This is a genomic window from Nocardia araoensis NBRC 100135 (assembly GCF_000308435.1).
GTDB lineage: Bacteria > Actinomycetota > Actinomycetes > Mycobacteriales > Mycobacteriaceae > Nocardia > Nocardia araoensis.
Window position 1 is genome coordinate 22,324 of the sequence record NZ_BAFR01000130.1, and the last position, 23,399, is coordinate 45,722.

The window sequence follows — 23,399 nt, forward strand, 5'->3', positions numbered from 1 at the left end:
TATGCGCGCGTGCCCGTCCCCTCCGGGCGTCGCGCGAGCCGGTCGGCGGTGTCGTATCCCCCTCGGGCGCCCTCCGGGCAGGTCAGCTCTGATCCACCGCGATGTCGTATTTGACCGTGTCGCCCTCGACCGAGGTCACCGTCAGCATCACACCGAGCGTGTCCCCGCCCGCGGTGAGCGTGCAACGCATGATGGTCCCTTCCTTGCCGGTGAGATCGCCGGGGCAATCGATCGCGTCGGGTTCCTGTCCGACCTTCTCGGTGAGTGAGTCTTTGACCGACTTCTCCAAGTCGGCCTCGGTGACCTTCGGTGTGCCGATGCTGACGGAACACGCGGTGAGCGTCGCCGCGAGCAGCGACAGCAGGGCGATACTGCGGATCTTCATGGCGAGCGGACCTTTCCTTCGACGAATGTGACATCGTCCAGATCGCCGTAGGAGCGATCGTCCGTTATCGGACATGTCATCTATGACGTGTGCGGGCCGATGTCTCAGCCGTGCCACGCTTCCGGAAGACAGCTCGCCGAATATCCGCCGGAGTCAACCCAATCGCCGCGGCCCCGTGTCGAAACGGCTGGGCTCCGGGCCGATACGGGCACGCGCGTAGATGATTTCGGCCGAGGTCGGCGAGGCCAGCACCGGATCGAAGGACAATTCCCGCATCTCCGGCAGATCGTCGAACAGGGCTGAAATGCGCTGGGCAAGTTCGGCGAGAGCCGCTTTGTCCACCCGGGGGCTCGCCGGAGTACCCGACAGCAACGGCGCGGCCCGTGGCGCGTCGATCAGGGCCGTCGCCTCGTCGGCGGTCAACGGCAGTGCCCGATAGGCGCGGTCGCCGAGCAACTCGATGATCAGGCCGGACAGGCCGAACTCGATCACCGAGCCGAACGACGGGTCGTCCTGCACGCGCAGAATGCAGCCGACGCCCTTGGTGGCCATCTTCTGGATGTGCAGTACCGGATCACCGCACAGCTCGGCCAGATCCGCGTATCCCTGTCGCACCGCTTCGGGCCGCCACAGATCGAGCCGGACGCCGGTGAGGTCGGGTCTGCGCCGCCACAATTCGCCGGTCGCCTTGGCCGCCACCGGATAGCCGAGTTCTTCCGCGGCCGCGACCGCTTCCTCGGCGCTGCGCACCTCGCGGAACTCGACGACCGAAATGCCATAGCAGGCGAGCAGTTCCACCGTTTCCAGATCGGTGAGCCTGCGACCGCCCGTCCCGACCATCCAATCGGCGACCAATTGGCGCGCGCGGTCGGTGTCGATGCCATCCGGGCGCACTACTGGAGAGACCGGCCTGGTTCGCCATTCGGCGTATCGCCGCACCCTGGCCAGCGCCCGCGCCGCGCGTTCCGGATCCGGATACGACGGGATGGAGCCGTGCGCCGCCGTGGCGCCGGGACCGCGCACCGCGAGCAGGTTCGGGATCCCTTGCTCGGCGACGAACGTGGTGAGGATCGGCTTCTTCGCCTCGGGCACCGCGGCTACCGCCGCCCGGATCGCGTCGGCGAAACCGGCGGTCGGCAGCGGCACCGGCGGCGCGAAAACAACGATCACGGCGTCCGTCTCGTCCGAGCGCAGCGCTGCGACCAGCGCGTCCAGATACGCGCCCGGCGTCGCCTGCGGGCCGAGGTTGACCGGCTCACCGACTTCGAGGCCCTCCCCCTGTGCCGCGTCGACCGCCAGCCAGTTGAGCGCCGTGCTGTTGCCGACGACCGCCAGCCGCGAACCGCGGGGCAACGGCTGATAGCCCAGCAGAGCGGCGCAATCGAACAGTTCGGAGATCGAATCGACCTGGACGATTCCGGCTTGGGCGAACAGATCCCGCACGATCGAACGATCCATGTCCCCCGCGGGCTGGGCGACCGAGCGCCCGCTGCTCACCGCGACGATCGGCTTGGTCCGGGCCACCCGGCGCGCGATCCGGGAGAACTTGCGCGGATTGCCGAAACTTTCCAGGTACAGCAGCACCACATCGGTGTCCGGGTCGCTGTCCCAGTACTGCAAGAGGTCGTTACCGGACACGTCGGCACGGTTACCGGCCGACACGAACGTCGACAAACCGAGATTGCGGGCTGCCGCCTCGCCCAGGATGGCCGCGCCCAACGGCCCGGACTGGCAGAAGAACCCGATTCGTCCGCGACCGGGCAACACCGGCGCGAGCGTCGCGTTCATGGCGACCGCCGGATCGGTGTTCGCGATGCCGAGCGCGCTCGGCCCGACCACACGCATGCCGTGACCACGAGCGGCGGCCACGAGTTCGCGCTCGGCCAGCAGTCCCCCGTCGCCGGTCTCGCCGAAACCCGCGGTCAGCACCACGAGCCCTTTGACTCCCTTGGCCATGCAATCGTCGAGCACCGACCCGATCGCCGCGGGCGGCACCGCGACCACGGCGAGATCCACCTCGTCGGGGATTTCCCGGACCGTCGCGTACGCCCGTACCCCGCGCACCGACTTGCGGTTCGGGTTCACCGGGAACACCGGCCCCTGGAACAAGCCCGACAGCAGATTCGCCAGCACCGCCCCGCCGACCCGGCCGGTCGCGGGGGTGGCGCCGATCACCGCCACCGATCGCGGCGTGAGCAGATTGCCCACGCTGCGCGCCTCCGACGCGCGTTCGCGCGAATCACGCACCGACAGCAGCGCTTCGGTGGGGTCGATGGCGAACTCGAGATGCAGCACCGACCCGTCCCTGCTGCGCTCGACCTGATAGCCCGCGTCACGGAAGACCGTCACCATCACGGTGTTCTCCGCGAGCACCTCGGCGACGAAGGTCTCGATCTTGTTCTCGGCGGCGGCGCCGGCCAGATGCTCCAGCAGGATCGAGCCGAGCCCACGCCCTTGATGGCCGTCGGCGACCACGAACGCGACCTCCGCCGCCCGCGGCCCGTCCCGCTCCAGCAGCTCGTAGCGGCCCACCGCGACGATCGCCTCACCCAATTCCAGCACCAAGCCGACCCGGTCGTGGTAGTCGACATGCGTGGTCCGATACAGGTCCTTGGGCGAGATCCGCGGGTAGGGGCCGAAATACCGCAGATACCTGGTGCGATCCGACAGCGCGCCGTGGAACTCCTGCAGCCGATCGGCATCGTCGGGAGTGATCGGACGCAGTCGTACGACGCCACCGTCGGAGGCGAGCACGTCGGCGAACCAGTGTTGCGGCGGCGGGGGCGGGGTGGCGGGAGCGTCCGCGGTATCGGGGAAGTCAGTCACGGGGATCCTCCGGGTCCAGACCCAGCAACCCGAAAGTCGCTCGGCGGGTGGCCAGCACGGCCATGTCTACGGCGCGTTGGGCGCGATCGACCCGCGCGTCACCGGTCTCACCGGTACCGCCGGGTCCGTCCCATGGACGGTAGGCGACGTCACCGCCGTCGCCCATGGTGCGCGGCGGGTCCGCCCGCGGCACCGCCGCGCGGATCATGTCGATCCAGTCCTGCGGAATCGCCGTCGCGGGGTCGATGGTGCGATCCAACGCGGTGGCCAGCAAGTGGGTCCATGCCCGCGGGACCACCCGGACCAACCCGTATCCGCCACCGCCGACGGCCAGCCAGCGCCCTTCGGCATAGCGGTCGGCGAGCTCCCGCATGGCGCGGAAGGCCGCGCGCTGTCCGTCGACGGTGAGTTCCAGATCGGCCAGCGGATCTTCGCGATGGCTGTCCACCCCGCACTGGCTGACCACGATCTGCGGACGGAAGGCCGCCACCGCGCCGGGGACCACGGCGTGGAAACCGCGCAGCCACTGCGCGTCCCGGGTGCCTGGCAACAGCGGCAGATTGATCGACGTGCCCTCGGCCGCCCCCACCCCGGTCTCCTCCGGCCAACCGGTGTTGGGCCACAGGGTGGCCGGATGCTGGTGCAGCGAGATGGTCAGCACCCGAGGATCGGCGTAGAAGGCGCGTTGCACGCCGTCGCCGTGGTGCACGTCCACGTCGATGTAGGCGATCCGGTCGAAACCGTGGTCCAGCAGCCAGGAGATGGCCACCGCCGGGTCGTTGTACACGCAGAAGCCCGCCGCCGAATCGGCCATCGCGTGATGCATGCCACCGCCGATGCTCACCGCTCGCTTGGCGCGGCCTTCCGCGATCTCCCTGGCCGCGGCGAGGGTGCCGCCGACGATAGTGGACGCGGCCTCGTGCATACGCGGAAACACCGGATTGTCCGGGGAACCGAGGCCGTAGGGCGGGGCGGCCGGCGAACCCACCGGCGGCACGGCGCGTTCGACCGCGTCGAGGTAGTCGGGCGTGTGGATGCGCAACAGCTCCTGGCGTTCGGCGGCGGCGGGTTCGAGCACTTCGACGCCTTCGAGCAAGCCGAGACTGTCCGCCAGCGCCATGGTGAACTTCAGGCGCGCGGGCTGCATCGGGTGCTCCGGAGTCCAGCGGTAATCCAGGAACCGCTCGGTCCAGACGACGGTTCCGGGACGGCTCGTTCCGGGCGAAATCGGCGCCCGGGGTTCGCCGCGCGGTGCAGTGGCCATGATCGCAACGCTAGCGGGAAGTAAGGAACCCCGCGAAACGTTCCTATGCAGTACAAATACAAGAAAGTCCGCTCACGGCCGCCTGCCGTGCGCCGATCGCGTTCCCGCAATGCCGCCGGAGATGTCGTGCGCAGCGCGGAGCGACACGATCCGGCACACGGAGGCGCCGTCGTGCGTGGGTAGAATTCGTGCCGACGAAGGGGTAACAGGTGAAGGATCTGGTCGACACCACGGAGATGTATCTCCGTACCATCTACGACCTCGAAGAGGAGGGCGTAGTGCCCCTGCGCGCCCGGATCGCCGAGCGCCTCGAACAGAGTGGTCCCACCGTGAGCCAGACCGTCGCGCGCATGGAACGAGACGGTCTGCTGCTGGTCGCGGGCGACCGTCATCTGGAACTGACCGAGAAGGGGCGCAGCATGGCCGTCGCGGTCATGCGCAAGCACCGGCTGGCCGAACGGCTGCTCGTCGACATCATCGGCCTGGACTGGCAGAACGTGCACGCCGAAGCCTGTCGCTGGGAGCACGTGATGAGCGAAGACGTCGAGCGCCGCCTGGTCGAGGTGCTCAACCACCCCACCACCTCCCCGTACGGCAACCCCATTCCCGGCCTGGACGAACTGGGCATCATTCCACCCGCCGCCGCCGACGAGACGCTGCTTCGCCTGTCCGATCTGCCACACGGCCAGCAGCACGCCGTCGTCGTGCGCAGGCTCGCCGAGCACATCCAGACCGACCCGGAGGTCATCGGCAGGCTGCGCGAGGCGGGCGTGGTGCCCGACGCCCGCGTCACCGTGGAGACGAAGCAGGGTTCGGTGATCATCACCGTGCCCGGCCACGACGGCTTCGAACTGCCCGACGAGATGGCGCACGCCGTCCAGGTGAAGCTGGCCTGACACGTGAAACTTCTCGTCACGGGTGGCGCGGGTTACGTCGGCGGCGTCTGCGCACAGGTTCTGCTGGAAGCCGGCCACGAGGTGGTCGTGGTCGACGATCTGTCCACCGGCAACGCCGAGGGCGTGCCCTCCGCCGCCCGGTTCGTCCAGGGTGACGTGGCGGTTGCCGCGCCGGAACTGCTGGCCACCGAACCCTTCGACGGTGTCCTGCATTTCGCGGCACAGTCGCTGGTCGGCGAGTCGGTGCAGCAGCCGGAGAAGTACTGGCACGGCAATGTCGTGAAGACGTTCGAACTGCTGGAGGCCATGCGGCGCGCGAACACACCGCGATTGGTCTTCTCCTCCACCGCCGCGGTCTACGGGGAACCGGAGCAGGTTCCGATCACCGAGGACGCCCCGACCCGCCCGACCAACCCGTACGGCGCGTCGAAGTTGGCCATCGACCATGCCATCACCTCCTACGCCATCGCGCACGGACTGGCGGCGACCAGTCTGCGGTACTTCAACGTCGCGGGCGCCTACGGCGGGCTGGGCGAGAACCGCTTGGTGGAAACACATCTCATCCCGCTGGTCCTGCAGGTCGCGGCCGGGCATCGCAAGGCGATCTCGGTCTTCGGTACCGATTGGCCCACCCCTGACGGGACCGCGGTCCGCGACTACATCCACATCCGCGATCTCGCTCAGGCCCATCTGCTGGCCTTGGACACCGCGGAGCCGGGCACCCACCGGATCTACAACCTCGGCAGCGGCACCGGATTCTCCGTTCGCGAGGTGATCTCGGCGTGCGAGCGCGTCACCGGCCTGCCGATCGCCGCGCAGGACGCGCCCCGCCGTCCCGGCGACCCGGCGACGCTCATAGCCTCCAGCGAACGCGCCATCGCCGAACTCGGCTGGCGTCCCGAGCACAATGACCTCGACGAAATCGTCACTGACGCCTGGGCTTTCCTCCGGTCGCTCGGCTCCCGCGCACACAGCGCGAAATAATCCGCTGCGTACTGCCCGAGTCGGCTCCGCACCGACTCGGGCCGCCGCGGCGGCGCCACTGCCCCGCAACCGCCTCGACGCCGTACGCCCGGAGGAAGCACTCCACTCCGCCGAATCGTCGCGGTGATCCGGTACCGGCCACACCGGCCCGGTACGACCGACTCGCATATCCGGCTTCACGGTGTCGGTTCCCCGAGGTCGACACCGAGGCCGGCGGCGGTCCGGTAGCCGCTGTGCGCCAAGCGGCGCAACTGTTCCGGGCGCATGCCCAAGCGCAGCGAGGTGTCGAGCAGCATCGCCATCGGATGTCCCGGATCCGCCTCCAGCGCGGCTTCCAGGGCGATGCCCGCCAGCGGTCCGTCACCACGGACATAGGCGCTGTAGCCGAGCAGAGCGGCGGCCTCGGCACGATCCGTTCCGGTCAGCGCGCGGGTCAGCGCGGTCCACACCGCCTCGGCCGCGGCGGCATGGTCGCCGACGGCCAGGGCGAACATCGTGTCCCGCACCGCCCGATCACGCAGAGCCACCGTGATCTTCGCGAGTTCGGGCGCCATCAGCGCGGCGCCCGAGGCGGTGTTGGCGATCTGCCACAGCACATAGTCCAGCGCTTGCCTGCTGTATCCGATCGGGTCGCCGCGACGCGCGGCTCGCGCACAGCGCTCCCCAGCGCGGGCGAGCGCATCGGTCAAGTGCGCCGCCACCTCGGCACGGGCCGGCGGGTCCGGAGCGACCAGATCGGTGAGCTCGGAACGCGAACCGCGGATCGGCCTGCCCTCCAGCACATGGGTCAGGGTCACCAGGGACGCCGCCGGGTCCCGGAGCACCCCGCGCCGCTGCGGTCCAGCCAACGTCCACCAGCGCTGACCCGCGGCGATCGCACGCACCGCCCATACTCCGGCCAGCGCGATGTCACACGCCGCCAGCCGCCTGCCCAGCGAGCCGGCCAGCACGTCGAATCTTCCCGCCGCGCATCCCTCCCCCTCGGCGCCCGGCTCCACGGCACGTTCGTCGACGACGACGGCCATGACTTCGGCTGCCTGGTCGTGCGCGCAGATCCGCGCGACCGCGGCCGCCAGCGTCGCACCCCGCACACGCCGGCCACCGGGCGAATCCAGATCGAACCGCACCACCGCGTCGACCGTCGCACCGCCGGACGTCCCGTGCCGGAGGACGAGCACGACCACCGACCGTTCCGGAGTGAACCCGAGCATCGCGGGCACCGCGGCGATCAGGTCTGCCGGATCCTCCACGCAGACAACGTGTTCCGGAGCACCATGAAACTGCGGAGGATCTTCGCGGCACCGAGCGGGCCGAGATCGGCCACCGGGGTTCCAGGCACCTGCCGCGCCCTCCGCCGCACGCGAATGCACCTGCCGCGCAACCATCGCGGCGGGATCGACGCGCGGTACGGCGTCGGAAGGACCGCCGCGCATCGCTGGATGGTTACGGCCGGAGCCCGGCCGGAATTCGTCGTCCATGCCGGTATGTCCGGCATCGACCGGTTCGGGGGCTCGGAAGGGGTTCGCGGAAGTGGTCATGCTCCGACCATGCGGCTGGGCGGTCGCCGGTCTTCGACGCCGACCTGGCGATTCCGCTGCCCTGGGGATCGGCTTCGCGCTGTGCACGACTCGACCGATACGACGGCGGTCTCGCGATTCGTGTCGGAGGCGCCTGCTACCGTGCCGCCCGCTACCCTTCGCGCACTTTGCGCACCGCCACGGCGAACAACTCGTCCAGCGCCGCGGTATCCGGTTCGCTCTCGGCGAAAGACATGTAGGTCACCGAGATTCGCACGTCCCCCAGCTGCGCGACGTGCGTGCGCATGGATTGGGTCAGCCGGGCGCCTCCGGATTCCGGCCGCACGGTTCTGCGCAGCGAAAGTGTGTCGTCCGCGGCGACCGGCGGCGGCGAGGCAGGCTCGGACGTCACGGTGGTGGCGGCGCCCGCTCGGTTGACCCGCACCGAGCCGCACTGCTCCAGCCGGGCGCGCACAGCTGCCAACGGTTCGCCGGTGCGGGTCAATTCGACGGTCAGCGTGGCGCGCGTGGCATCGTCCGTGCCGACCACCATCGCGGTGCGATCTGGCCCGAAGTCCTGGCTCGGCGGCACACACCGGCCGGGCTGGACATTCGCACCGCGGCCCATCCCGTCCAGGTCTCCCGCCGCTTGCGCCACGGCTTCCTGGGGCAGCACCACCGCCGTGTACGGCGGAGGGAACTGGTTCGGATCCGGCAGCAGTGTCGGCAATTCGGCGCCCACGTGCCGGGTCACCGCGATCGGCGCCGACGCGACCGGGCGCCCCGGCACCGTCGACCCGCATCCTGCGAGCAGTACCGCGCAGACGACGGGTACCATCCGGTCCAGCCGCATGCGCCTCGAATCCGCCACGGTCACATCCCCACTGTGCCAAACTCCTGGTGTCCGGTCGGCGATGCCACGCCGCCGGGCCGGGAATGCGCGGCCCACCGATGCTGTTGGCTCGGAGTGAGGGTCGGTGTCCGGCCGTGCGCGGTGACCGCCACGGGTATGGGGGACAATGGACAGTGGTCCCCGGTTCGGACGACTGCTCGTCTCGCACCACCAGGGTTGGCGAACGATCGGGCAGGCAACCACACTGGCGCGTGCGGCACGCGTCCGGGCCGCAGGAGCCGCGCAGGAAGGAGTACGCGATGGACTACGAGTCGCGAATGTACGAACTGGAGTTCCCAGCTCCGCAGTTGTCGTCCGCCGACGGCGCGGGCCCAGTCCTGGTGCACGGGCTGGAAGGCTTCACCGACGCCGGGCACGCGGTGCGACTCGCGACCACGCACCTGCGCGAAAGCCTCGAAAGCGAACTGGTCGCCTCGTTCGACGTGGACGAACTGCTGGACTACCGGTCGCGGCGTCCGCTCATGACGTTCAAGACCGATCATTTCTCCGATTACGCCGAGCCGGAACTCAACCTCTGGGCACTGCGCGACACCGCGGGGACCCCGTTCCTGCTGCTCGCGGGTCTGGAGCCGGACCTACGCTGGGAGAAGTTCACCACCGCGGTGCGGCTGCTCGCCGAACAGCTGGGCGTGCGGCGCAGCATCGGCCTGAGCGCCATTCCGATGGCGATTCCGCACACGCGCCCGCTGGGCGTCACCGCGCATTCCTCCAACCGCGACCTGATCTCCGAGCACCAGCGGTGGCCGGGTGAGCTGCAGGTTCCGGGCAGCGCGTCCTCGCTGCTGGAATTCCGCATGGCGCAGCACGGTCACGAGTCGGTCGGCTTCTCGGTGCACGTACCGCACTACCTGGCGCAGACCGCCTACCCGGAGGCCGCGCAGACGCTGCTGGAGAACGTCGCCGACAACGCAGGCCTGGAGATCCCGCTGGCCGCGCTCGGCGAGGCCGCCGCCCGGGTACGCGAACAGGTCAACGAGCACATCGCGGGCAACGTCGAGGTGGAGACGGTCGTACACGCGCTGGAGCGACAGTACGACAGCTTCGTCACCGCGCAGGAGCGGCAGTCCAGCCTGCTGGTGGGTGACGGCGAGCTGCCCAGCGGTGACGAGCTGGGCGCCGAGTTCGAGCGATTTCTGGCCGAGCAGAGCCGTAACAACGGCGACGACGAGGGCGAACAGAACTGATCCGCTCGGCCGCCCGGCCCGGATCGCCCCTGCACGCGTGCCCGCGGACGAGGCCGTAGGGTTGTCGGAGTGGATCTGACCGAACTGCTCGACATCCCGGGGACCGACGCCGACGCGCTCTACGAGTCGTTCGGCATGTGGGCCGCCGAGCAGGGCACCCCGCTCTACCCCGCTCAGGACGAAGCGCTGCTCGAGCTGGCCTCCGGATCCAACGTCATCCTCGCCACCCCAACCGGTTCCGGGAAGTCGCTGGTCGCGGTCGGCGCGCATCTGTTCGCCCTCACCCAGGGTCTGCGCACCTACTACACCGCTCCGATCAAAGCGCTGGTGAGCGAGAAGTTCTTCGCCCTCTGCGATGTCTTCGGAGCCGACCGCGTCGGCATGGTCACCGGCGACGCCGCGGTGAATCCCGAGGCGCCGATCATCTGCGCGACCGCGGAGATCCTGGCCAATCTGGCGCTGCGCGAGGGCGCGGACGCCGATGTCGGCCAAGTCGTGATGGACGAGTTCCATTTCTACGCCGACCCCGATCGGGGGTGGGCCTGGCAGGTCCCCCTGCTGGAACTGCCCCGCGCCCAGTTCCTGCTCATGTCGGCCACCCTCGGGGAGGTCGATTTTTTCGCCCGTGACCTGGAGCGAAGGACCGGCCGCTCCACCGCGGTCGTCGCGGGCACCGAGCGCCCGGTGCCCCTGACTTTCTCCTATGCCCGCACTCCGATCACCGAGACGCTCGAAGAGCTGGTCACCACCCACCAGGCCCCGGTGTACGTCGTGCACTTCACCCAGGCCGCCGCGCTCGAGCGGGCCCAGGCGCTGACGAGTGTGAACTTCGCGACGCGCGCCGAGAAGGACGCGATCGCCGACGCGCTGGGCGAGTTCCGCTTCGCCGCCGGCTTCGGCAAGACCCTGTCGCGGCTGATCCGGCACGGCATCGGCGTGCATCACGCCGGCATGCTGCCGAAGTACCGGCGGCTGGTGGAGCGTCTGGCCCAGGACGGCCTGCTGAAGGTGGTCTGCGGGACCGACACCCTCGGCGTCGGCATCAACGTGCCCATCCGCACGGTGCTGCTCACCGGGCTGACCAAATTCGACGGCGTCCGCACGCGCAGGCTCAAGGCGCGGGAATTCCACCAGATCGCGGGTCGCGCGGGCCGGGCGGGTTACGACACCATGGGAACCGTCGTCGTGCAGGCTCCCGAGCACGAGGTGGAGAACACCCGGCTGCTGGCCAAGGCGGGCGACGATCCCAAGAAGCAGCGCAAAGTGCAGCGGCGCAAACCGCCGGAAGGCTTCGTCTCCTGGAGCGAGGAGACCTTCGACCGCTTGGTCGCCGCGCAGCCGGAACCGATGGTGTCGCGTTTCACGGTCACCAACGCCATGCTGCTGAACGTGATCGCCCGGCCGGGCAACTGCTTCACCGCCATGCGGCACCTGCTCGAGGACAACCACGAGCCGCGTCCCGCCCAGCGCAGGCACATTCTGCGCGCCATCCGCCTGTATCGCGCACTGCGCGACGCCGGGGTGGTGCAGCAACTGCCGGAACCCGACGCGCAGGGCCGCCGCGCCCGCCTGACCGTCGACCTGCAGCGCGACTTCGCCCTCGACCAACCGCTGTCGCCGTTCGCGCTGGCCGCGCTGGACCTGCTGGACAAACAGTCCCCGAGTTATACCCTCGACGTGGTGTCGCTCATCGAATCCACGTTGGAGGATCCGCGCCAGCTGCTGATGGCCCAGCAGCACAAGGCGCGCGGCGAGGCGATCGCCGAGATGAAGGCCGACGGCATCGACTACGACGAGCGGATGGAACTGCTCGAAGAGGTGACCTGGCCCAAGCCGCTGGCCGAACTGATCGAACCGGCCTACGAGACCTACCGCGCCGGGCACCCGTGGGTGTCGGAGTTCGCGCCCGCGCCCAAGTCGGTGGTGCGGGACATGATCGAACGCGCCATGACCTTCGCCGAGCTGATCTCCTTCTACGAGCTGGCCCGCTCCGAGGGCGTGGTGCTGCGCTACCTCGCCGACGCCTATCGGGCGCTGCGGCGTACCGTGCCGGAGTCAGCGCGCACCGAGGAGCTCGACGACATCACCGAGTGGCTCGGAGAGCTTGTGCGCCAGGTCGATTCGAGCCTGCTCGACGAATGGGAGCAACTGACCAACCCGGGTGCGGAGACCGACGCCGACCAGCTCGCGTTCGGCGCCGAAACCGTTCGCCCGATCTCCGCCAACGAACGCGCGTTCCGGGTGATGGTCCGCAACGCGATGTTCCGCCGGGTCGAACTGGCCGCGCTGCGCCGCTGGGACGAGCTGGCCGATCTCGGCGCCGGCCCGGACTGGGCCGAGGCGCTCGCGGACTACTACGCGGAGTACGAGCGCATCGGCACGGGACCCGACGCCAGGGGGCCGCAACTGTTCCAAGTGGAACGAAGACCCGGATTCTGGCACGTGCGGCAGGTGCTGGACGATCCGGCGGGCGACCACGGCTGGTCGATCGACGCGGTGGTCGATCTGGCCGAGTCCGACGCTGCGGGCGAGGTCGTCTTCGACGACGTCACCGTGTCCGCCGGCTGACCCCGCACCGCCTACCGGTCCACTGTCCCCGCAGGTCAGCAGCTCCGTCGCGTCCGAAGGACGGGGGTGCGCGACCATATGGCGAATCCAGGTTTCGACGGATTCGTTACTGGGTAGGGGCCGCTGATACTCTCTCCCCCGCTGCCGAAGCGAAAGATCAACTATGCCCGAATCGCCGTACCTTGTCATCCATCCCGAGCGTGTCCGCCAGAATTACCGCGCGCTCGACGGCGCCCTGTCCCCGGGCACGGGTGTCACGACGAGGATCCGTTTCGCCGTGAAGGCGAGTCCGGTGCCGGAGATCGTGCGGCTGCTCGACGAGGAAGGCGCGGAATTCGACGTCGCCAGCATCGGCGAGATCGACCTCTGCCTCGGGCTGGGTGTGGCGCCGGAGCGGCTGTGCTACGGCAACCCGATCAAGAAGGCCGCCCACATCGCCCGCGCCTACGCCCTCGGGGTGCGCCGCTTCGCCTTCGACACCGAGGACGACCTGCTGCGCATCGCCGAGTACGCGCCCGGCTCCGAGGTGGAGTGCCGCTTCCTCGCCTCGGCGCCGGAGTCGCGCACCCCGTTCGGCACGAAGTTCGGCTGCAGCCCGGGCGAGGCGTTCCGGCTGCTGGTCCGGGCCAGGGATCTCGGGCTGGTCGTGGCCGGACCGTACTTCCACGTCGGCTCCCAGCAGCTGGACCCCACCGCGTGGCGGATCGGGATCGAACAGGCGGGCCGGATCGCCGAGGCACTGGCCGACAAGGACATCTCGGTCAGCTCGGTGAACATCGGCGGCGGGCTGCCGATCTCCTACGCCGACCCAGCGCCCGCGCTGGGTGAGATCGCCGCGGTGGTCAACCACGCGGCGACCGAATTCCTCTCCGGCAACACCGGATTGGTCGTCGAACCGGGCCGGGCACTGGTCGGTTCGGCGGGCACGATCCACGCCGAGGTCGTCGGCGTCCGCACCGCGCCGGACGGCCGGCGCTGGGTGTATCTCGACATCGGCCGCTACAACGGCATGGCCGAGACCGAGAACGAGTACATCGCCTACCGGTTCGTCACCGACCGGGACGGCGACCCCGTCGACGAGGCGGTGGTGGCCGGTCCGACCTGCGACGGCGACGATGTACTGTATCAACGCACGCGAGTCCTCCTACCGACCACGTTGCGAGCCGGTGATCGCGTTCGAATCCTCGACACCGGTGCCTATACCGCGAGTTATTCGTCGGTGTCCTTCAATGGTTTTCCGCCCTTGACCGTTCATGTCTCGGGCGCTGAGCGAGAGTGAGTTTGCCCATGACGGCGGAATTCACCGGTTGGCATGTGCTGGCCGAGTTCGGTGGTGTCGACGCAGACCTCTGCGACGATCTCGAACGACTCGAATCGGCGTTGCGTGAGTCTCTGATCGCGGCGGGCGTCACCATCTGCGATGTCGTACACAAGAAGTTCGAACCGCAGGGGGTGACCGTCCTCGCGCTGTTGTCGGAGTCCCACGCCTCGATTCACACCTATCCGGAGTCCGGCGACATCTTCGTCGACGTCTTCACCTGCGGCAGCATCGGCGCCGGCGCCTCGAAGGCGGTCGAGCTACTGCGAGACGCGTTGGCGCCCAAGGATGTTCGCATGCAGGTCATCCGCAGGGGACACGGCGGTCAGCGGATCGAGGAACCGGTGGGCGCGGGCCTGACCCGCATCTGGGACCTGCACGAGGTGATCGTCGACACCAACACACCGTTCCAGCACATGGTCATCGCGCGGACCGAGCAGGGCATCAGCCTGTTCTCCGACGACGACCGCCAGTCCACCGAGTTCTCGCAGCTCACCTACCACGAGGCGATGATGGTCCCCGCCTTCGTGCTGGCCGAGAAGCTGGACAAGGTGCTCATCATCGGCTCCGGCGAGGGTGTGGCCAGCCAGATGTCGGTCGCCGCGGGCGCCACCCTCGTCGACCACGTCGACATCGACCAGCTCGAGGTCGAGCTGTGCGCCGAGCACCTGCCCTACGGCTACACCAGCGACGAGCTGGCCGCGGCGGTCAAGGGCGAGGGGCCGATCAAGGTGCACTACGCCGACGGCTGGGACTTCCTGGCCGAAGCCGAGCGGGCGGGCACCCGCTACGACGTCGTCGTGATCGACCTGCCGGACGAGCGCGTCGAGGACGCGCAGCACAACCGCCTCTACGAAGCGGAGTTCCTGTCCCGATGTCGTGCGCTGCTCGCGCCCGGCGGCGTGCTGTGCGCCCAGGCCGGCTGCGCGACGATGTGGCGCAACGAGACCCTGAAGCGGTCCTGGCAGCGTTTCCACGAGCAGTTCGGCACCGTGGTGCACTACGGCAGCGACGAACACGAGTGGTCGTTCCTGTTCGGTCTGGTGGACCGGGTCGACGACCCGGTCGGCGGGATGACCGATCGCCTGGCGCTGCTGCCCTACAAGCCCGAAACCATCGACGCCAGGGCGCTGGAGCGCGGCGCGATCGAGCCGCACGCCCTGCGGGTCTAGACGACGGCGCCCGAATGCGCCGGTTCCGGATCCGGGACCGGCGCATTCGCCGTTTCGAACCGATCAGAGCCGCGCCGGGTCCGCGGGCGGCCGCGGCGCCGTCGCCCGAACGGTCCGGCCGACAGGCCGTGCTCGCGGGTCACGCCTTCGTCGGTGACTTTGATGTTCACATAAGGCATTTCAGGCCGCCCTTCCAGAGATGTACCCGCCGTCGACGGGGAGGATGTGTCCGGTGGTGAAGGCCGCGTCGGCGAGATACAGCACCGCGGCCGTCGTTTCGGCGACTTCGCCGATACGGTTCAACAGCGCGAGTCTGCCCGACGCAGGCTCGTCGCCGTCGCCGAACAGCGGCGTGCGGATGATGCCGGGGGCAACGGCGTTGACCCGGATGCCGTCGGAGGCGAGTTCGGCGGCGAGGCTGGTGGTGAGCGCGTGCACGCCGCCCTTGCTGACCAAGGCCGCTGAGGCGGGCAACCCGGCGAGAGCGTGATCGATCAGCACGGTGCCGATGTTGACGATGCTGCCGCCCCTGGCTTGGGCCAGGAACCGCCGCACCACGGCCTGCGTGGTGAAGTACGTGCCTTTGAGGTTTCCGTTCAGATAGACGTCGAGATCTTGCTCGGTGACATCCACGAACGGTTTGGCTCCGAAGACGCCCGCGTTGTTGACCAGCACATCCACACCGCCGAACCGTTCCACCGCGACGCGCACCAAGGTCGTCGCGGTGGTGGCGGCGCCGATATCGCCCGGCACCGCGGCCACTCGCTCCGGGGCGCCGAGTTCGGCGGCCACCCGGGTCAGCTTTTCCGCGTCTCGGCCGTTGAGCACGACATTGTCGCCGCGTTCCACGAACGCCCGTGCGATATCGCGACCGATCCCGCTGGAGGAACCGGTCACGATGACGGTCTTCGCCACAGTGATCCTTTCTTCTATACGACCGGTCGTCTCGGAACAGGTAGCCGAATACGCCGGACAGTGGTGCTGCCGGGAATCAGGGCAGGAAGTAGTCACCGAGGAGGCGATCGAGACACTTGTGCAGCGGAGCGAGGGTGCGCTCCATCTTCATCCTGATCACCGCCCCTTCCCAGGATTCGAGCAGGAGATCGGCCAGTTCGACCGCCTCGATGTCGGCGCGGATCGTGCCGAGGCGCTGCGCCTGCGCGAGTTGCTCGGCGACGCGATCGCGCCACGCGCGCCAGGCCGCCGACAGCGATTCGCGTAACAGCTCACTGCCTTCCAGCTCGCCCCCCAGATTCGCGATGAGGCAGCCGCCGGTGAAATCCGTCGCGACGAAGTCGTCCATCAGCCGCCCGAAGAACGCTCGCAAGCCGCTCACCGGATCCGGCGCCGCGCCGAACGCTTCGGTCAGATTGCGCTGCACACAGACGGAGTGATGCTCGATGATCGCGCGACCGAAACTCTCTTTGCTGTCGAAGTAGTTGTAGAACGAACCTTTCGGCACACCGACCTTGTCCAGGATCTGTTTGATCCCGGTGCCGTGGTATCCGTTGGTCAGGAATCCCGCGGCGCCCTCTTCGACGAGAAGCCGCCGGGTGTCCTCACTGCGCCGGGGTCGTGCCATGTGCCGACTATACGACCGGTCGTCTTGGAATTGCAACAGCGCGCGGCGGCCTCACGCCACAGGACCGGACCACCCGGGCCCGGCCGAGTCCCAGAAGCTCGCCGGGTCGCGCCGCCAGCGTGCGGACCGGGCGGCGAAGGACGCGAGATGCTCGGCGGCGAAGCGGTCGCGTTCCCAGTCCGCCGGGTCCGCCGCCACCGTCCAGACGTAGGTCCACACCGGAGCGTTCCGGCCGTCGAGGCGCACCTGGCGCAGGTCGTACTCGTCGTCCTCGAACGCGTCGAGAGTCGTCCACTCGGTCGCGCTGAGACCGCTCAGCACACAGCCGCGGGCGCACCCCTGTGCCGCGGCGACCAGTCCCGGATACAGCCGCCGCGGCAGCGCGGCGGCGCGCCATCCGCTCAGCTCGGCCTGCTCCAGCGACGGCACCCGTCCGAGCAGCGCCGTCAGTACCTCGGGGAACTGCAGCGTGCCGTAGACGAACAGCGCATGATCCGATCCGATCAGGCGACCCAGCCGCCCACCTCCCAGCGCCGCCGATGCCAACTCGCCTCTCCTCTCACCTGTTCTCCGCTGCGCCCCGGGTTCGACGCGGCTACATCGGCCGTTGCGCCCGGACGATGGCGGCCAGGTATTCGTAGTCGTCGGCGCGGGCACTGGACGCGCGGAAGACCAAGCCGATGGTGCGGCCGGGGGCGGGCGCGGAGAAGTGCGCCACATCCAGCGTGCCGCGGGCGGTCTCCGTCGGCACCGCCATCTGCGGGATCAGCGTCACGCCGAGGCCGCCCGCTACACACTGGACCACGGTGGACAGGGACGCGGCCCTGGTATCGCCGACAGCGGCCGGGTGCACATCGGCCGAGCGGCACGCCTCCAAGGTCTGGTCACGTAGGCAGTGTCCCTCGTCGAGCAACAGCAGTGGCTGGGCGTCCAGCACCGACGCCACGAGGTCGCTGCGCCCGGCCAATTCGTGGCCACGCGGGGTGACCAGCACGAATTCCTCGGAATACAGTGGGATCTCGACCACGCCCGGCATCTCGGTCGGCACCGCGAGCAGCGCGACGTCCAGCACGCCGGTGCGCAGCCCGTCCAGCAGCCGCGCGGTCTGGTCCTCGATGATCTGCGGGCGCAGCTCGGGCAGCCGCTTGCGCAGCTCCGGCAGCAAACCGGGCAGCACATAGGGGGCGACCGTCGGGATGATGCCCATCCGCAGGATGCCGCCGAGCCTGTCACCGGTGGCCGACGCGACGAAACGGTCCGCGGCCTCCAGCGTCGCCATTGCCTTGGGCAGCAAACGCATCCCGGCGGCGGTCACCAGCACGCGCCGGGTGCTGCGTTCGATCAGCTGGAGCCCGAGTCCGTGTTCCAGTGCGGCGAGCGCCTGCGATAACGTGGGCTGACTCACACCGAGACGGGCGGCCGCGGTGCCGAAATGGCGATATTCCGCGATCGCCACGAACGCACGCAGCTGTGACAGGGTGGGCTGATAAGTCTGATCAGTCACCCCTATCAGTGTAGTGCCACTGATCACCTTTACCTTTTACCGCCCCTTGGGCAAGATCGCCCATGAGCTTTTCACCCGCGGTGTGAGTACCGGGTCCGAGCCGGTGGCTCGCTTGCCGCAACGGTCCCGCAATGCCGCAGAACACCATTGGCAACCAAATGACGAGGAGACGAGCATGGCCCTGCTGACCATCGGCGACCAATTCCCGGCATACAACCTCACCGCGGTGATCGGCGGTGACCTGTCGAAGGTCGACGCTCAGCAGCCTGACGACTACTTCACCCGGATCACCAGCGACGACCACGCGGGCAAGTGGCGGATCGTCTTCTTCTGGCCGAAGGACTTCACCTTCGTGTGCCCGACGGAGATCGCCGCGTTCGGCAAGCTCAACGACGAATTCGAGGACCGGGACGCCGTGGTGCTCGGCGCGTCGGTGGACAACGAGTTCGTGCACTTCCAGTGGCGCGCACAGCACGAGGACCTCAAGACCCTCCCCTTCCCCATGCTCTCGGACCTCAAGCGTGAACTGGCCGCGGCCACCGGCGTGCTCAACGCCGACGGCGTCGCCGACCGGGCCACCTTCATCATCGACCCGAACAACGAGGTCCAGTTCGTCTCCGTCACCGCGGGTTCGGTGGGCCGCAATGTCGACGAGGTGCTGCGTGTGCTCGACGCCCTGCAGTCCGACGAGCTGTGCGCCTGCAACTGGAAGAAGGGCGACCCCACCATCGACGCGGGCGAACTCCTGGCCGCCAGCGTCTGAAAACCGCCGTCGCACCCGGATTTCCGGGTTCGTCCCACCCCACACCATCGAGAACCGACCTGGTCCACGCACGGACCGCTTCGAGTAGAGGAATCGCCGAATGAGCATTGAGAACCTGAAGAACTCCCTTCCCGAGTACGCCAAGGACCTCAAGCTCAACTTGTCATCCATCGCGCGCACCACGGTGCTGAACGAACAGCAGCTGTGGGGCACCCTGCTCGCGTCGGCGGCCGCGACCCGGTCGACGACCACGCTGCGCGAGATCGCCGAGGAAGCCGCCGACGTGCTGTCGGCGGAGGCGTACAACGCCGCGCTCGGCGCCGCCTCGATCATGGGCATGAACAACGTGTTCTACCGGGGCAAGGCGTTCCTCGGCGGTCGCTACGACGACCTGCGGGCCGGACTGCGCATGCAGATCATCGGCACGCCCGGCGTCGACAAGGCCGATTTCGAGCTGTGGTCGTTCGCGGTCTCCTCGATCAACGGCTGCGCGCACTGCCTCGAGGCGCACGAGCACACGCTGCGGGAAGCGGGCGTGTCGCGCGAGGTGATCTTCGAATCGCTGCGCGCGGCCGCCATCGTGGCCGGTGTCGGCCAGGCCGTGCAGTCGACCGAGGCCCTCACCGCGGCCGCGATCTGATTTCGCCGGAGAAGAGGCCCCCGTCCTGCGACGGGGGCCTCTTTCGCGCTCCCGATGTGGTCTGGACGACAGCTCTCGCCCGCGGCAGCCGAGTAGGCTCGGCGAGCATGAGCACACAGGTAGATGTGGTGCGAGTGTTCACCGACGCCGCCGGGCGGTTCGGCAACGAGCTGGGTATCGCGCGGGCGGCCGACGTGGCCGCGGCCGACCGGCAGGCGCTGGCCGCCAAGGCCGGATACAGCGAGACGGTGGTCGTCGAAGAGCCGGTCGACGGCACCGCCGCGGTACGGATCTACACCCCCACGATGGAGCTTCCGTTCGCGGGTCACCCTTCGGTGGGAACCGCATGGTGGTTCGCGGCGCGGGGCATCCCGGCGCGCACGCTGGATGTCCCCGCGGGCCCGGTGGCCGTGGAGCTCACCGAGGGGCTGACCTGGATCACCGCTCGGGGCGAGTGGGCACCCCCGTTCACCTTCCATCAACTGGAGGACGTCGAGGAGCTGGACGCCCTGCGGCCGGAGGAGTTCCCCGGCGGCCCGCACTACCTGTGGGCATGGACCGACGAGCATCGCGCCGCCCTGCGCTCGCGCATGTTCGCGCCGACCATGGGTATCGCCGAGGACGAGGCGACCGGCGCCGCGGCCGTGGCATTGACGGCGTTGCTGCGCAAAGGGCTGGTCATCACGCAGGGCAAAGGCTCTCAGTTGTTCACCCGGTGGGACTCCGATGGCTGGGTGCACTTGGGCGGCCGAGTCGTGGCGGACCAGCCCGTGGAGATCTGACGCCGCTCAGGGCAGGGTCACGCCCACGAGGGGATCGCCGCTCGGCGCGTCCGAGCCACCGTCCGGCTCGACGCTCACCGCGAGCACCTCGCCCGACCGGAAACCGGTGACGAACGGCCGCTCGATCGAGGGCACATCACTCAGTAGACCCGCCGAGCGTGGTTGTCCGTCGGGACCCACCAGCCACACCTGGTACACCCGGCCCCGCGGCGGCGGAGCGACCTGATCGAAGACGACGACGGCGCGTCCGAGTTCGGGTGAGGCGTCTACGACGAGCAGCCCGCCCCCGGCGAACGATCCGTTCACCGTTCGCATATGCACCCGGTCGGCAGCGGCCGGGTCCGAGCGGGAGTCGATGAGCTGTGCGGTCACCACGCTGCCACCGATCACCAGACACAAGACGGCCGCGATGGCCGCCGCCCAGCGCAGCGGCGGCCACCACGACGCGATCCGCGTGATCGACCGCTCGGCGCGCTCGTCGGGCAGCGCGGCCAGAATGCGGCGTTCCAGCTCCGGCGGCGGCGCGAGTTCACCGAGCACGGCCAGTCGGCCCATGACGTCGCGCACCTGCCACACGGTGTCCGAGAACGCCTGCCGCACCTCCGGAGCGGCGGCAGCGAGGCGGGCATCGATGTGCCTGCGTTCGATATCGGCGACCGCGTCCAGCGCGCAAGGGTAGGCGAGGTCGATGAGGTCCGCCTCCGACCGCGGCGAGGTGTCAACCATCGGTGCCGTCCCCGGACAAACATTTCTCCAATCGTTTCAGCCCGTCGCGGATGCGGGTCTTGATCGTGGGCAGCGGCACCGAGAGATGATCGGCGACCTCTCGGTAGGTCCACCCGCCGTAATAGGCCAATGTGATCGCTTCGCGCTGGGTCGGAGTCAGCGTATCCAGGCAGCCGGCCACCTGTTGCTCCTCGATGCGCTGGGTGACCGACTCGGCGACGACATCGTGGGCGCGCCCGAGCTGCTCGTGCGCGTAGACCAGGTCCCGGATGGTGGCCGAACTCTCCGCGCGGACCCGGTCCACCGCCCGGCGATGGGCGAGCATCATGAGCCAGCCGACGGGACTGGCCAGCGTGGCATCGTAGCGATCGGCCATCGACCACACCTGGAGGTAGACCTCCTGGGTCACCTCCTCCGCCGCGGCGTGACTGCGTAGGACGCGCACCGCGAGGCCGAACACCCGAGGGCTGGTCAACTGATAGAACTCGGTGAACGCGCCGCGATCGCCCGCACCGGCGGCGGCGAGCAACGCCGCGAGCTCACGGCTCGAACGGGTGGCCTGCGCGCGGTCGTAGCCGCTGGGCAGCGGGCACGCGAGCACCGGGTCATCGGTTTCCTCTCGCGCACGCGCCGGACCGCCGGAGCGATGGAGTGAAGCAGAACCGTGTTCGTTGCTCATGGCCGAATCCCGTGCCTGCATGCACAGGGGTTCGGTATGCGGAGGAAACCGGATTGGTCGCGGTCACCGAATGATCACGGCCACCAGCATGTAGGCGGTGCCCGCGTCCATCACCACGTGCGGCACCGCCGCCCACGGTTTCGCGGGACCGGTGAGGGCGGCGACGCAGCCGCCGGAACGCACCAGCAGCCGCAGCGGCCCCGGCACGTGCGCCCGCGTCCCGCCGGTACCGGCGGTGAACGTGACCAGGAGCGCGTCGAGGAGGAACAGGACGGCGAGACCGAGCGCGGGTCCGGCGGCCGGACCGCCGACATGGCCGGTAGCCGTGTGGCCGGACATCGCGTAGAGCATCGCCGCGGCGGCGACGATGTGGTAACCGAGCGGTACCAGCCGGTCGATCGGCAACGGCCGCCCCTGGGCGGCGTGCTCCGCGGCGCGGATCGTCAGCAGTCCGGCGAACACCACGGCCATCGCCGTCAGCACGCCGCGCACCGCGTGCGGGCTCGCGCCCGAGGGAAACAGCAGCATGCCGAGCATGACCAGGCACATCACCAGGTGCGCCGCGTCGGACTCGGAGTGCCCGGCCGAGACCTCCGATGCCGGAGGCGTTTCCGGGACGGATCCGGCCGACGACGGCGTCGCTGCCGCCGCGACCCGCGACAGCACGATCCCTGCGGCGATCACGAACGCCGCCACCACCATCCACCGCAATACGGCATACTCCTGCACGAACTGCGCCACACCCCACCACCTCTCAGCACGGCGACCACGGTCGTCGCCCTTCCATGCTCGCATCCCGGAGCGGTCGGGGTGTCAGTTTCGGATCGCGCACTTCAGATACGGTGTTGCGAGAAGCCATCTTGAAATGCGCTGTCGGACAGAGGCCTATGTGCGAGCGCTAGCCGCCGTCGTATCGACGCTCCGCGGCGTGCTCGGCCGTGTCGCGGGAAGTCTGCTCCGCGCCTCGATCGGCTGGTTGCACAATGCTCAGGTGCGGCCTCGGCGACTGCCCAGGATGATGGGAGCCGTGTCCGACCAGACCGAGCACTACACCACCGAGATCGAGCGCGACGGCCTGCGCATCGTCGTCGACGACCTGACCGGACCGGAGATCGCGGCATTGCTCACCGAGCATCTCGCCGAGATGGCCGCGCACTCGCCCGCGGAGAGCATGCACGCGCTGGACCCGGCAGCGCTGCGCCGTCCCGGCATCACGTTCTGGACCGCATGGGACGGTGCGGCCCTCGCGGGATGCGCCGCGCTGAAACGCCTCGACGACGACCACGCGGAGATCAAATCCATGCGCACCGCCGGGACGCATCAACGCCGTGGCATCGGTTCCATACTGCTGCGTCATCTGCTGGCCGAGGCCACCGAGCGCGGCTACCGCCGCCTCAGCCTCGAAACGGGTGCCCATGATTTCTTCCGGCCCGCACGGCGGCTCTACGCCGCCCACGGCTTCGCCGATTGCGCGCCGTTCGGCGACTACCGCCCTGATCCGCACAGTGTCTTCATGACCCGCGCACTGTGACGATGGGTCCGGTGCACGCCGCCCGACGCGTCAGACATCGTTCAACGCGCGGGTGAACCCGTCGACGAGCTCGGTGACCTGGTCGTCGGTCATGACGAAGGCCGGGGAGACCTGCATCGCCCCTTGGCCCGCGGCGCGACTGGAGATGCCGTGCGCGCGCAACGT

22 protein-coding genes and 1 pseudogene are annotated in these 23,399 nt (G+C 69.1%); 10 read left to right on the forward strand and 13 right to left on the reverse strand.

Features of this window, described 5'->3' with window-relative positions; genetic code table 11:
* Positions 1–82: 82 nt before the first annotated feature.
* From ON21_RS17470 to ON21_RS17480, 3 genes are all read right to left on the reverse strand, one after another.
* Positions 83–385 carry a DUF4333 domain-containing protein gene (locus ON21_RS17470; RefSeq protein ID WP_039799183.1) on the reverse strand — a complete coding sequence of 101 codons (303 nt, stop codon included), beginning with the start codon at positions 383–385 and terminating at the stop codon, positions 83–85.
* Between the two features lie 153 nt (positions 386–538).
* On the reverse strand, positions 539–3,211 hold the full coding sequence (locus tag ON21_RS17475; protein ID WP_039799186.1) for a bifunctional acetate--CoA ligase family protein/GNAT family N-acetyltransferase: 2,673 nt from the start codon (positions 3,209–3,211) through the stop codon (positions 539–541).
* Positions 3,204–4,475: an acetoin utilization protein AcuC gene (locus ON21_RS17480; RefSeq protein WP_083880692.1), complete on the reverse strand. Its 1,272-nt coding sequence runs from the start codon at positions 4,473–4,475 to the stop codon at positions 3,204–3,206. Before ON21_RS17480 ends, ON21_RS17475 begins: the two co-directional genes overlap by 8 nt.
* Positions 4,476–4,684: 209 nt before the next feature.
* On the opposite strand from ON21_RS17480, the gene ON21_RS17485 reads away from it, so the two are divergent.
* Positions 4,685–5,371 (forward strand): iron-dependent transcriptional repressor DtxR, encoded by a 687-nt coding sequence (locus tag ON21_RS17485; RefSeq protein WP_039799187.1) that lies wholly within the window; start codon positions 4,685–4,687, stop codon positions 5,369–5,371.
* A 3-nt stretch (positions 5,372–5,374) separates the two neighbouring features.
* The gene (galE, locus tag ON21_RS17490; RefSeq protein ID WP_039799188.1) at positions 5,375–6,355 is read left to right on the forward strand and encodes a UDP-glucose 4-epimerase GalE; all 981 of its coding nucleotides are present in this window, start codon (positions 5,375–5,377) and stop codon (positions 6,353–6,355) included.
* A 176-nt stretch (positions 6,356–6,531) separates the two neighbouring features.
* On the opposite strand, the gene ON21_RS17495 is transcribed toward galE, so the two are convergent.
* Positions 6,532–7,605: a DUF4192 domain-containing protein gene (locus ON21_RS17495; RefSeq protein WP_039799217.1), complete on the reverse strand. Its 1,074-nt coding sequence runs from the start codon at positions 7,603–7,605 to the stop codon at positions 6,532–6,534.
* A gap of 439 nt (positions 7,606–8,044) precedes the next feature.
* Positions 8,045–8,743 (reverse strand): sensor domain-containing protein, encoded by a 699-nt coding sequence (locus ON21_RS17500; protein ID WP_306307703.1) that lies wholly within the window; start codon positions 8,741–8,743, stop codon positions 8,045–8,047.
* Between the two features lie 281 nt (positions 8,744–9,024).
* On the opposite strand from ON21_RS17500, the gene ON21_RS17505 reads away from it, so the two are divergent.
* From ON21_RS17505 to speD, 4 genes are all read left to right on the forward strand, one after another.
* On the forward strand, positions 9,025–9,969 hold the full coding sequence (locus ON21_RS17505; protein ID WP_039799219.1) for a PAC2 family protein: 945 nt from the start codon (positions 9,025–9,027) through the stop codon (positions 9,967–9,969).
* 69 nt (positions 9,970–10,038) lie between these two features.
* On the forward strand, positions 10,039–12,537 hold the full coding sequence (locus tag ON21_RS17510) for a DEAD/DEAH box helicase (protein WP_039799190.1): 2,499 nt from the start codon (positions 10,039–10,041) through the stop codon (positions 12,535–12,537).
* Positions 12,538–12,700: 163 nt separating this feature from the next.
* Positions 12,701–13,816, forward strand: coding sequence for a type III PLP-dependent enzyme (locus ON21_RS17515; protein ID WP_039799192.1), 1,116 nt, complete (start codon positions 12,701–12,703; stop codon positions 13,814–13,816).
* A gap of 8 nt (positions 13,817–13,824) precedes the next feature.
* A complete protein-coding gene (speD, locus tag ON21_RS17520; RefSeq protein ID WP_039799193.1) occupies positions 13,825–15,027 on the forward strand; it encodes an adenosylmethionine decarboxylase in 1,203 nt (400 codons plus the stop codon).
* A gap of 180 nt (positions 15,028–15,207) precedes the next feature.
* Here speD and ON21_RS17530 read toward each other — a convergent pair whose 3' ends face one another.
* The 4 genes from ON21_RS17530 to ON21_RS17545 all read right to left on the reverse strand — a co-directional run bounded on the left by ON21_RS17530 (position 15,208) and on the right by ON21_RS17545 (position 18,113).
* Positions 15,208–15,942, reverse strand: coding sequence for an SDR family NAD(P)-dependent oxidoreductase (locus ON21_RS17530; protein WP_218004101.1), 735 nt, complete (start codon positions 15,940–15,942; stop codon positions 15,208–15,210).
* A 76-nt stretch (positions 15,943–16,018) separates the two neighbouring features.
* Positions 16,019–16,609 carry a TetR/AcrR family transcriptional regulator gene (locus ON21_RS17535; RefSeq protein ID WP_039799197.1) on the reverse strand — a complete coding sequence of 197 codons (591 nt, stop codon included), beginning with the start codon at positions 16,607–16,609 and terminating at the stop codon, positions 16,019–16,021.
* A 51-nt stretch (positions 16,610–16,660) separates the two neighbouring features.
* Positions 16,661–17,155, reverse strand: a complete 495-nt coding sequence (locus ON21_RS17540; protein ID WP_218004102.1) for a gamma-glutamylcyclotransferase family protein — start codon at positions 17,153–17,155, stop codon at positions 16,661–16,663.
* Positions 17,156–17,204: 49 nt separating this feature from the next.
* The gene (locus tag ON21_RS17545; RefSeq protein ID WP_039799198.1) at positions 17,205–18,113 is read right to left on the reverse strand and encodes a hydrogen peroxide-inducible genes activator; all 909 of its coding nucleotides are present in this window, start codon (positions 18,111–18,113) and stop codon (positions 17,205–17,207) included.
* Between the two features lie 175 nt (positions 18,114–18,288).
* On the opposite strand from ON21_RS17545, the gene ON21_RS17550 reads away from it, so the two are divergent.
* From ON21_RS17550 to ON21_RS17560, 3 genes are all read left to right on the forward strand, one after another.
* The gene (locus tag ON21_RS17550; RefSeq protein ID WP_039799199.1) at positions 18,289–18,876 is read left to right on the forward strand and encodes a peroxiredoxin; all 588 of its coding nucleotides are present in this window, start codon (positions 18,289–18,291) and stop codon (positions 18,874–18,876) included.
* Positions 18,877–18,976: 100 nt separating this feature from the next.
* Positions 18,977–19,516 carry an alkylhydroperoxidase, AhpD family gene (gene ahpD / locus ON21_RS17555; RefSeq protein ID WP_039799200.1) on the forward strand — a complete coding sequence of 180 codons (540 nt, stop codon included), beginning with the start codon at positions 18,977–18,979 and terminating at the stop codon, positions 19,514–19,516.
* Positions 19,517–19,623: 107 nt separating this feature from the next.
* Positions 19,624–20,298: a PhzF family phenazine biosynthesis protein gene (locus ON21_RS17560; RefSeq protein WP_039799202.1), complete on the forward strand. Its 675-nt coding sequence runs from the start codon at positions 19,624–19,626 to the stop codon at positions 20,296–20,298.
* A gap of 6 nt (positions 20,299–20,304) precedes the next feature.
* Here ON21_RS17560 and ON21_RS17565 read toward each other — a convergent pair whose 3' ends face one another.
* From ON21_RS17565 to ON21_RS17575, 3 genes are all read right to left on the reverse strand, one after another.
* Positions 20,305–21,024 carry an anti-sigma factor gene (locus ON21_RS17565; protein WP_039799204.1) on the reverse strand — a complete coding sequence of 240 codons (720 nt, stop codon included), beginning with the start codon at positions 21,022–21,024 and terminating at the stop codon, positions 20,305–20,307.
* A complete protein-coding gene (sigK, locus tag ON21_RS17570; protein WP_039799206.1) occupies positions 21,017–21,703 on the reverse strand; it encodes an ECF RNA polymerase sigma factor SigK in 687 nt (228 codons plus the stop codon). The genes ON21_RS17565 and sigK overlap by 8 nt, the downstream gene beginning before the upstream one ends.
* Positions 21,704–21,766: 63 nt before the next feature.
* The gene (locus ON21_RS17575; protein ID WP_039799208.1) at positions 21,767–22,444 is read right to left on the reverse strand and encodes a DUF5134 domain-containing protein; all 678 of its coding nucleotides are present in this window, start codon (positions 22,442–22,444) and stop codon (positions 21,767–21,769) included.
* Positions 22,445–22,730: 286 nt separating this feature from the next.
* Between ON21_RS17575 and ON21_RS17580 the strand changes: the two genes are divergently transcribed.
* Positions 22,731–23,234, forward strand: a complete 504-nt coding sequence (locus tag ON21_RS17580; RefSeq protein ID WP_245562638.1) for a GNAT family N-acetyltransferase — start codon at positions 22,731–22,733, stop codon at positions 23,232–23,234.
* A 30-nt stretch (positions 23,235–23,264) separates the two neighbouring features.
* Here the strand turns inward: ON21_RS17580 and ON21_RS40160 are convergent.
* Positions 23,265–23,399 (reverse strand): annotated as a pseudogene (locus tag ON21_RS40160) (aspartate aminotransferase family protein); the annotation flags it as partial.